The organism is Micromonospora solifontis (assembly GCF_003725545.1).
GTDB lineage: Bacteria > Actinomycetota > Actinomycetes > Mycobacteriales > Micromonosporaceae > Micromonospora > Micromonospora solifontis.
Genome location: NZ_RJLN01000140.1, coordinates 1 through 8698, shown reverse-complemented (window position 1 = coordinate 8698; position 8698 = coordinate 1). Strand labels below are relative to the sequence as shown.

Genomic DNA, 8698 nt, shown 5'->3' with positions numbered 1-8698 from the left:
TGGCTAGCCGACCAGTTCGCCCAGGCCCTGGACCGCCCCGGCTGGTACGTCGACTTCCACACCGAGGACCAGAAGTACGTCGTCTTCCCGGACAAGACCTTCGTCTACCGCAGGGGCGACGCTCGGGGCCGCGCCGAAGCCGTCGCCTACGCCCGCTCTCAAGGCGTACCGCACGATCAGTGCGACTGGGGCGAATAGCCGATGCCGCCCTGCAGCCCCGTGCGCCACGCCCGCGTGCCAGCCTCGCGGCGGCCGTGGGCGCCCAGCTCCGCAGGGCGCCCACCAGCGTCAGTCGGTCAGGTCGAACTCGCCGAGCTTCGCGCCACCGATGAACGCATCCCACTCAGCCTGCGTGAAGGTCAGGATCGGCCCCCGCCCTCGGGCCTTGGTGTCCCTGACCCCGATGGCGTCCCCGCCGAGGCGGGCGACCTCCACGCACGAGCCGTTGTTCCCGGATCGGCTCGACTTGAACCACTTAACCGATTCCATCCTTCTTCTCCTGAATAAATCGGATCGACTCCCTGGGCGACAGCGCCAGGGAGAGCAGGTGCTCGTGCACGCCCGTGAGCCGCCGGATCTCCTCGGGCGACTCCAGGAACAATTCTCCGGCCAGGGTCTCGATGTAGCCAAGGGGCGGGTCGCCGTCTGCGAACGTCAGCACCTCGAAGCCGCCGTGCACGGCGAGGTGAGCGCCGGCAGCGAGCGTCAGGACCTGCACGGTCACGTTGGGCAGCGCGGCGACCTTGATGATGTGCGCCAGTTGCTCGTGGCGAACGTCCGCGTCGCCAACCTCCAGCATCAACGCCTGCTCGGTGATGATCGCCTGCAGCCGAAGCGGTGGCTTGCGCGCCGTCAACACCTCCTGGCGCTTGAGACGCGCCTCGACGCGCTGGGTGATCTCCTCCTGGTCGGTCTCCCGGCCGATGCGGATCACCTCCTGCGCGTACGCGCGGGTCTGCATCAGCCCGGGGATCAGGGTCGGCTGGAACTGCCGGAGATCCGTAGCCTCCGCTTCGTAGGCGATGAACGTGACGTATCGGGCCGGGAGCGTGTTGAGCCGCTGCCACCAGCCCGGCTCACGCAACTGCTCGGCCATCGCCCGCAGCGCCAGCCCCTGCTCCTCATCGTGCGGCACGTCGTAGGCGACGAGGATCTCCAGCACGTCGCGTGGGCGCGGCTTGATGTCGCCGGACTCGATGCGGGCGATCCGCTGCTGCGAGCACCTGAGCAGCTTGGCCGCATCCCCCTGGGTGAGGCTGCGCGCCTCGCGTAGCCGCCGCAGTTCCCTGCCGAGGCGGCGCGAGCGAGGAGTCGGCGGAGTGAATCGGGCCATCCTCTGATCTTCCCTCATACAAGGCCAGCCTTCCTAACAGGGCGTAGCCGTAACCCTAGTACTTGCGCAGCATCGTACGATGCTGCAATATCGATGAACATAGTACGAGGCCGCAACGTAGCGTCGCCATGACGCCAATTTGGCGGGGCCAGCGGCGGTAGGTGCGCCAGCGCCGAGAGCGCCATCCGCAACGCGACCTCAGTGCGACGGACGAACCGGGCCTGGCCCTGCTGTCAGGCACAGACCGATTGAGGTGATCGCGGTGCTGTTCGGTGTTCTCGCGGCGTTGGTGGTCGGCTATGTCGCTGGACTGGTGTCCTTCAAGATCAAGGATCGGTGGTGCCCGCAATGCGGGTCCACGACCATCGCTCGCGATCAGGTCAGGCGAGCGCGATGACGGTTCCTCGGCTGGGTGACGTGATCGAGGTCGGCGAACAGGACTACATGTACGGCACCGGGCAGCTGACCTTGCGGATCACCTGCACAGGCGACCGAGTCCGAGTGGGCGACGACGAGTGGCTCCACCTGGAAGGTCTGACGCTGCGGGCCGACGGCACACAGCTCGGCCAGAGCCCGCGGCCCGCGCTCGTCCGCATGCGGGCGGTCCGCATCGCGTCGCCGTCGAGGTCGTCCTGATGAGCACGACGTACCTGGCCAGCACGGCCCTGGAGGAAGTCGAACGAGCCCAGGCGGAACTCGAACGCCACTTGGAGGTCCGGCCGTCCGGCCAGTGCGTGACGTGCGGCGAGGTCGAGCCGTGCTCCGACAGAAGGCGGCCTCCACATTCACCAAGTACGGACGTCTCCCACGCCGTCGACCAGGCGCTTCGGGGGTGCGCCAGGTCGGTCGAACCGTGGCGGGCGCTGCGCCGGCCTCCTGGTTCACGAGGGCCGCAGCCGGCGACGGCGACGAGGTATCCGCAGCGCAGTCGTGAGTCACGGCTCGGGCAGGCTCCGCCGTGAGGGCGAGCGGCTTGCCACAACCGGGCTCGGCGTCGGGCCAGCCATGCAGACATTCTGATTCGAGAGGGCATCGACAAGTGAACCGCGTACCGGGCGCTCACACGAGGGCTCCACGCACGCCGAACGATGTGCTGCGGCGGGCACGGCTGGCCAAGACGTCACCGACGGGCTCGGGCCGGGCGATGTCGCGGCAGGAGGTCGCCGAGGCGGTCAACGCATGGATCTGGGAGCACCAGCAACAACGCACGCACCTCGACGGCGCGTACATCGGCAAGCTCGAACGCGGTGAGGTCCGCTGGCCGCTGACCCACGTCCGGGCGGGGCTGCGCGGGGTCTTCGGCGCGGACGACGACGCCTCGATCGGGCTGTACGTCGTCTACGGTGCGGGCCGACCGACCGATGACGGACAGCCAGTGGTGCGTCAGGCATCGGAGGCAGTGCCACCGCCCACACCGCTCGCACGGTCGAACGGCGTCGCGGACGCGGTGCCCACTGTCCGTCTCGGCGTCCCGGCGGGCGCGGCGGTCGAGATCACGCTCGACAGCGGCAGCGCCGGGCCGATCCGCGTCGTACTGACCACGATGCCCGACGACAGTCCCGACGAGGCGGCGCCACTGCCGAGTCCTGGCACCGGGGCACGGGTGTACTCGCTCCCCGACCGGCGCAGGCGAGCCTGATGGGGCAGCGACCGGCCGAGCTGACGCCACAGGCGTCCGGGCGGCACTTCCTCGGCGCGGAGCTGCGCTGCTGGCGGCAGCAGCGCGGCCTGTCGCTGGCCCGGTTAGCGGCGCGGGTGTACCTGAGCCCGGACCTGCTCGGCAGGATGGAGAAAGCCGAACGTACGGCGAGCCTCGACGCGATGATTCGCTGTGACGAGGTGCTCGAGACCGGCGGAGCGCTGGCCCGATTGTGGCGATTCGTCAACCACCAGACGGCCACGCTGCCCGCGAGGTCCGCATCGGCGACAACACCGACACGGATCAGAGTCACCACGGAGATCGTGGCAGTGGGATCGGTCGACCTCGGTCCCGCACTTCATGAGACGAACCGCGGCGGGGCGCGCTTGTACGTGCTGCCCGGCGGACGGGAAAGGTGAGCGCGATGGGCGCTGTCCGAACCTCGGTCACGCCGGAACGGATCCGCGAGGCGCAACAGGCACTGGGACTGCAACTGGCCCGTTGTCGCAAGGCGGCCGGCAAGACCCAGGCCGCCTTGGCGAGGCGAACGGCGTACTCCCGCAGCACGATCGCCAACGTCGAGGTCGGCCGGCAGAACATGCCACGCGGCTTCTGGGAGCGCGTCGACCGCGAGCTCGAGGCGCGAGGCACGTTGATGGACGCGTTCGGCGCGCTTCACGAACTGGTCGCCGCCCGCTATGCCCAACTGAGCGCGACAGTCGAACCTGCCCCATGCGGCTGCACGATCACGGTCGCCCGATGGAGCAGGCGGGAAATCCTCGCCTTAAGGGAGGCACTGCGGCTCAGCGTGCCAGCGTTCGCCGAACGGCTCCGCATCGCCGCCTCGGTCGTCGCCGGATGGGAGGACCGCCGGCACCCAGCAGACCCCACTCTGGCGATGCAGGCCGCCCTGGACGACGCCCTCAAACTCGCCGACCAGGACGCTCGCACTCGCTTCGCCAATATCCTCCGCATGCCACCGATGACTTCGGACGACCACGCTCGTGCATCCGGCGGTGGTCGTTGCGCCACGGTTACTCCGATTAATCGGAGCGACGGATCGCAGACTGCGTTGTGAAGGAACGCCGGTGACCGCGCCCCTGACCCCCATCCCGGGACTGCGCCGAACGGTCCTGTACGAGACGGCGGTGGCCATCTATCAGCGCCACCGCCAGAGCGAACTCGGAGTGTGCGGCGCGTGCGGGCAACCAGCACCCTGCCCGGCGAGACACCACGCCGCCCTGGTGATCTCGTCGACGGGGACTGATCCAGAGCCACTCGAGGAAAGGTCCTCCCCGACCTACAGCGGCTGGCAGGTGGGCGGACGCGGCCGACCCCTGGACGAGAGCGCCTTAATGTATGAGCGCGATAGTGACTAACCCGCGCCGCCGTAACTCCCGGGGCCACCGAGCGGCAGACAACCCGGACCACGGGTGCCTGCCGCTCAACCTTGCAATCCGCTTCCGCTAAATCACGTCGTCCCCGGCTTCAGCCTGATCCACCCTGAACTCCACCGAGCGGGAGGCCGACGACGCGGGCAACGCCGCCTGCTCCGCTCTGAGGATCCTCAGCAGAAGCAAGACCCGGGCATTGGACACTCCGTCGTCGCGCATCGCGTCGGCCAACGCATCACGAGACAGGGACCGGCCATCCCTCTCCAGCGTTGCGAGAGCGGCCCCCGCCGCCGCCAGCAACTGCGCCACCGCGCTCGCATCCGCCCGCATCGGTAGACCGGTCGACCGCCCGGAGGCCGGGCTCCCCGACTGGCCGGTCCCGTTACTCGCGGACGGTCCGAGAAAGGTCGCGACCCGTCCGACCTCGGCCCGGACGACGCCCCGCCCCTTGCCCATCAGATCGTCGCCACCTACGGCGACGTTCGCGGCGAGACTGGCCAGGGTGGCGACCACGAGCGTCACCCACGGAACCCAGCCGGTCCGGCGACCCGCGCGACGCTGCCCCACCAGATGCAGACTCGCCACGATCTCCAGCCCGTCAACGCTGACCGGGGACGCATACGCCTTCCAACCGAACTGTCCGTGCCGCAAGGCGAGTTCAGTCATATGGGCGAACGAGATCGCACCAGCGACGCCCGCCAACGCGAGAACGGTCAGCCACGCCGCCGGGGTGCGGGCGTTCCCGGCGGACCAGGAACCGGGTGCCCTCAGGCCAGCCAGCCGCGTCGAACAAACCGGTGATGTCGCAGACCTCGGCATGTTCACGCAGGTCACCGTCGGTGTCGACGGCCGGAACCCAGCCGGTTGCAGCCCGGATCGCCGCCCGCACGGGTTCGGTGATCGCGGCGCCGACACTGAATCGGATGTCCAGATGCTGCTCACGTAAGGCCCGGATGTGGGCCAGGAAGCCGTGGCTGGAACCAGCCGAATCCGAGCGCAGCAGGATCGGGGTGCCGTGCCGGACCGCGTCGGGGATCTGGGTGAGTGCCTGGTCGAGCACGCTGATGTGGTCGGCGGTGGTGTTGGACCCGGCCCGGCCTTCGCGCAGCAGGCCGGCGAGGGCTTCGCCGGTGTTGTCCAAGAAGCACAGCAGCGGGTGGAAGCCGAAGGTCTTCTTCCAGGTACGGGTCGCTGATTCCTTCTCGGAATGGCAGATCACGATGGTCGCGCCGATGTCCAGGACCAAGCCATCGACTGGGCGGCCGGCCAACGTCGGCCACGGCAGGTCGCCGCGGACCTCGGCGTGCTGGGCCCAGGCGACCTCGCGGGCGTGTGCCCGGGCGGACCGCAGCTCAGCCAGCGCTGTTTCGTCGAGCTGCGACAACAGCCGCCACGCCGTCGGATCGGAAGCGACCGGACCGAACAGCGCGGCCTCGTTGCGCAGCACGGCAAGGTCGGCGATGGCCTCACCGCCGTCGGCCAGCATTACCGCCATATCCACGGCGATCCGGCCCGGATCATGCCCGCCCTGCCGCTGCCGCAACCCCGCCAACGCCTGACTGAACGCGCCGGCCAAACCGGTCGCGTCAGCAAGGTCGGCGAGTAGCCGGGCACCGGCGTGACTCACCACGCCGCGGCCACCACCGGTCACCATGATCTTTGGACGCGTTGCGGTACTCTGCACCCTGCAAGTGCCTTCCGTGACAGGAACATGGGACTCTCGACAAGCCCTATTTTCCCTGATCAGAAGGCACTTCTTTCGTTCCGGTCCACCCCTTGGACAACCCTTACCGAAGGGCCGAGGCTAGTGACTTCGGCAGGCTCCGAAGTGGAACCTCGGAGCCGGCCATAGCTCTGCCGCTGACCTTTGGCGTCAGTTCAAGAATTGCCAAGTCTGATTCGTAGCTGGCGGGTTGGCACACGGGAACTGGGCGGCCAACGCGCCGTTAGCGGTACTTGCCCCCGAGATTCCCAAGCACAGCCCGCTTCCTCGGTTCTGGAGTCGGAACCACGTCTGCGTGCTGTCGGTCCACAGAACCTTCCAGTCCTGGTTGTAGCTGCCGCCCGGGGCCGCGATGATCGCCGCCGCTCCGGAGGCAGTGCTGGCACCGTCGATTCCCATGTCGCACACGATAGAGCCGTAGTCGCGGGCAGACCGTGGACGACGCCCGCCGTTGCGCTGGACGACGTTCGGGTCTGCGCAACGCCGAGTCCGGCAACTGGTGGTACGGCTCGACCGACTCGGACGGGCGTTACCGCGCCGGAGTAGGCATTTAACGCTCGGTCCGGCCGAACAGAGCCAGTCTGTTCGGCCGGACCGGATATGCGGGGCTCAACTAGAAGTTGGTGAAGGACCACGTCTGGTTGATCGCGTTGGCGCAGGTGTAGATGGCGGCCCTCGCGCCGGCGGCGGTGCTGGCACCGTCGATTCCTAGGCACATCGAGGTGTTCTTACGGTTCCTGAGGTAGAAGAACGTGTCGTCGATTGCCGATACGACCCAGTCTTGGTCGAAGCTGGAGGAGGGGTTGACGATGACCGCGGACGTGTTGGAGGCGGTACTGGCGCCTGCGGTTCCCAGGTTCCGGACTACGCCGTAATTCTGAAGGGTGGTGTAGCCGGAGTCGTTAACGAGGATCCATCCCTGCAGACTGCTGCCGCTGCCGTTCTGCTGGCGGACGACGGCGTTGTTGGCGGTACTGTCGGCCTGCAGGAACTTTGAGGACTTCTTGTTCCTCACCGCAACCGGAACTGCGGCCAGCGACTTCGCCGGGGACAAGACCGCCGAGATCGGCACCGAGGCCCTGTCATCGGTCTCTGCATGCGCGGCTGCCGGGCTAACGGCAACCGCCAGCGCCGCAGTCACAGCCGCCGAAACTGCCGCCCTGATTACTTTGTTACGCACGGCGACTCCTCCCCGTGGTCACTCGGCTGCTCCGAGTGATCTCCCGACTGCGACAGTGCCAGACGGCTCGTTCTCGTGCAATAGGCATCCACGAATGTTCGACAATGATCATGAGATCGCCGGGCGGGTCGTCAACGAGGAACCAAGCCCGCGGTGCAGCGGCAGCCGTTCGCCTGCCCGGCCCAATTGACCCACGGGTACGAGTCAATGCCGCCTTCGAGGGTGCTTGTCGTGCGGGTGCGTTCCGATGCGCAGGTCGCAGTGGTCGCCGCCGCGCCGTTGCTCAGCCCGGATCGACGTACGCCTCGCCGCCGTGGGTTGGCTGCAGCCGTCAGGTTTGGTAGAGGTGTGCACTCTGCGTGCACTGGCCGTAGGTCCCTACAGTGGAGTTTCGCGAGCGGTACGCCGTCTCTGCCAGGCATGGCGGCACGTCCCAGTGGTTGGGCCAGCGTGATAACGTGCTTCGATGAGTTCGACATCCAAGGATGCTGCGGCTGGGCATGTTGATCGCGTTGCCGACTACTACGACGACAACACCCGGCGCTTCCTGCTGGTTGCCGAGAGCCCAGGCAGCGACGCTATCCACCGCGGGGTGTGGATGCCTGGTGTCGCGGGCGTGGCGGAGGCGGCAGACACTGTCAACCGTTTGATAATCGAGCGATTGCGCGGGCACGTGCCCGCCGAAAGCGCAAGGTTGCTCGACCTTGGCTGTGGCGTCGGTGCGACTATGGTTCGCTTAGCCCATGAGATGGACGGGCTTGTATCTGGTGTGACCATCAGTCGAGTGCAGGCCGAGATCGCTGAGAAACGGTTCGCTCGTGAAGGACTGACCGAACGCTGTCAAGCGATCTGTGCCGACTTTGCTGAGCTACCCGCAGAGCCACATTACGACGCCATGGTCGCCGTTGAGGCGATCGTACACTCGCCCTCTCTGGAGAACTTGGTCCCGTCTCTCGTGGAGAGGCTGCGTCCTGGAGGTCGCCTTATCCTGTGCGACGACTGGGTAACCGACAAGGATCGCGGTCTTGCCGCTCGCGAGCGTTGTCTGGACCAGTTCCGCGCCGGTTGGCGCATCGGCAGCTTGCACACTGTAGCCGAGCTGGCCGCCATGTCGGAGAGCGCTGGCCTGCGCATGGTGGAGGACTTGGATCTCACGTCGTACCTGCGCCTCGGTCGTCCTCGCGACCGTTTGATCAATCTGGTTGTCGGCGCCACGTCCGTAGTTCCACGGGTTCGCAACCGTCTTGTAGAGGTGCCGTTCTGGGCCAACATGATCGGCGGATCAGCGTTGCAACATGCATTGTCGCGACGCTGGCTGGAGTACCACTTGATCGTACTTGAGAAGGCATAGAACCTCCTGGTTCCATTTGGTGCGTAGAGCTGCAGTAACGTCGTCGTCACCCTGAACGCGGCCGTTCGCGAGGGCCTA

10 protein-coding genes and 2 pseudogenes are annotated in these 8698 nt (G+C 67.3%); 6 read left to right on the top strand and 6 right to left on the bottom strand.

Translation table 11 applies throughout. The annotated features are described in order from the left end of the window. A pseudogene (locus tag EFE23_RS28325) lies at nucleotides 1-198 on the top strand (hypothetical protein); the annotation flags it as partial. A 90-nt stretch (nucleotides 199-288) separates the two neighbouring features. On the opposite strand, the gene EFE23_RS26720 reads toward EFE23_RS28325, so the two are convergent. Together EFE23_RS26720 and EFE23_RS26715 are read right to left on the bottom strand one after the other, a co-directional pair. Further along, nucleotides 289-489, bottom strand: a complete 201-nt coding sequence (locus EFE23_RS26720; RefSeq protein WP_123243653.1) for a DUF397 domain-containing protein — start codon at nucleotides 487-489, stop codon at nucleotides 289-291. Then, nucleotides 476-1333 carry a helix-turn-helix domain-containing protein gene (locus tag EFE23_RS26715; protein ID WP_158675931.1) on the bottom strand — a complete coding sequence of 286 codons (858 nt, stop codon included), beginning with the start codon at nucleotides 1331-1333 and terminating at the stop codon, nucleotides 476-478. The genes EFE23_RS26720 and EFE23_RS26715 overlap by 14 nt, the downstream gene beginning before the upstream one ends. A 339-nt stretch (nucleotides 1334-1672) precedes the next feature. On the opposite strand from EFE23_RS26715, the gene EFE23_RS26705 reads away from it, so the two are divergent. From EFE23_RS26705 to EFE23_RS26685, 4 genes are all read left to right on the top strand, one after another. Continuing rightward, nucleotides 1673-1969 carry a hypothetical protein gene (locus tag EFE23_RS26705; RefSeq protein ID WP_158675930.1) on the top strand — a complete coding sequence of 99 codons (297 nt, stop codon included), beginning with the start codon at nucleotides 1673-1675 and terminating at the stop codon, nucleotides 1967-1969. Nucleotides 1970-2477: 508 nt separating this feature from the next. Further along, the gene (locus tag EFE23_RS26695; RefSeq protein WP_148058548.1) at nucleotides 2478-2972 is read left to right on the top strand and encodes a hypothetical protein; all 495 of its coding nucleotides are present in this window, start codon (nucleotides 2478-2480) and stop codon (nucleotides 2970-2972) included. After that, the gene (locus tag EFE23_RS26690) at nucleotides 2972-3391 is read left to right on the top strand and encodes a helix-turn-helix domain-containing protein (RefSeq protein WP_123243648.1); all 420 of its coding nucleotides are present in this window, start codon (nucleotides 2972-2974) and stop codon (nucleotides 3389-3391) included. The genes EFE23_RS26695 and EFE23_RS26690 overlap by 1 nt, the downstream gene beginning before the upstream one ends. Before the next feature lie 5 nt (nucleotides 3392-3396). Next, entirely contained in the window at nucleotides 3397-4050 is a 654-nt protein-coding gene (locus tag EFE23_RS26685) for a helix-turn-helix domain-containing protein (RefSeq protein ID WP_148058547.1), read from the top strand. A 388-nt stretch (nucleotides 4051-4438) separates the two neighbouring features. On the opposite strand, the gene EFE23_RS26680 is transcribed toward EFE23_RS26685, so the two are convergent. The 4 genes and pseudogenes from EFE23_RS26680 to EFE23_RS26665 all read right to left on the bottom strand — a co-directional run bounded on the left by EFE23_RS26680 (nucleotide 4439) and on the right by EFE23_RS26665 (nucleotide 7269). Next, nucleotides 4439-5032, bottom strand: a complete 594-nt coding sequence (locus EFE23_RS26680) for a DUF2637 domain-containing protein (RefSeq protein ID WP_233601159.1) — start codon at nucleotides 5030-5032, stop codon at nucleotides 4439-4441. Between the two features lie 58 nt (nucleotides 5033-5090). After that, nucleotides 5091-6050: pseudogene (locus EFE23_RS26675) on the bottom strand (transposase); the annotation flags it as partial. A 189-nt stretch (nucleotides 6051-6239) separates the two neighbouring features. Then, the gene (locus EFE23_RS29640; RefSeq protein ID WP_123243645.1) at nucleotides 6240-6488 is read right to left on the bottom strand and encodes an RICIN domain-containing protein; all 249 of its coding nucleotides are present in this window, start codon (nucleotides 6486-6488) and stop codon (nucleotides 6240-6242) included. A 214-nt stretch (nucleotides 6489-6702) separates the two neighbouring features. Beyond that, nucleotides 6703-7269 carry an RICIN domain-containing protein gene (locus tag EFE23_RS26665; protein ID WP_123243644.1) on the bottom strand — a complete coding sequence of 189 codons (567 nt, stop codon included), beginning with the start codon at nucleotides 7267-7269 and terminating at the stop codon, nucleotides 6703-6705. A gap of 466 nt (nucleotides 7270-7735) precedes the next feature. Here EFE23_RS26665 and EFE23_RS26660 point away from each other — a divergent pair, with 466 nt between their 5' ends. Further along, the gene (locus tag EFE23_RS26660; protein ID WP_123243643.1) at nucleotides 7736-8620 is read left to right on the top strand and encodes an SAM-dependent methyltransferase; all 885 of its coding nucleotides are present in this window, start codon (nucleotides 7736-7738) and stop codon (nucleotides 8618-8620) included. Nucleotides 8621-8698: the final 78 nt, after the last annotated feature.

Bases quoted from the DNA above. Each gene is read 5' to 3' on its own strand.
- EFE23_RS26720 (WP_123243653.1), bottom strand. From the start codon at position 489: ATGGAATCGGTTAAGTGGTTCAAGTCGAGCCGATCCGGGAACAACGGC.
- EFE23_RS26715 (WP_158675931.1), bottom strand. From the start codon at position 1,333: ATGGCCCGATTCACTCCGCCGACTCCTCGCTCGCGCCGCCTCGGCAGG.
- EFE23_RS26695 (WP_148058548.1), top strand. From the start codon at position 2,478: ATGTCGCGGCAGGAGGTCGCCGAGGCGGTCAACGCATGGATCTGGGAG.
- EFE23_RS26690 (WP_123243648.1), top strand. From the start codon at position 2,972: ATGGGGCAGCGACCGGCCGAGCTGACGCCACAGGCGTCCGGGCGGCAC.
- EFE23_RS26685 (WP_148058547.1), top strand. From the start codon at position 3,397: ATGGGCGCTGTCCGAACCTCGGTCACGCCGGAACGGATCCGCGAGGCG.
- EFE23_RS26680 (WP_233601159.1), bottom strand. From the start codon at position 5,032: ATGACTGAACTCGCCTTGCGGCACGGACAGTTCGGTTGGAAGGCGTAT.
- EFE23_RS29640 (WP_123243645.1), bottom strand. From the start codon at position 6,488: ATGGGAATCGACGGTGCCAGCACTGCCTCCGGAGCGGCGGCGATCATC.
- EFE23_RS26660 (WP_123243643.1), top strand. From the start codon at position 7,736: ATGAGTTCGACATCCAAGGATGCTGCGGCTGGGCATGTTGATCGCGTT.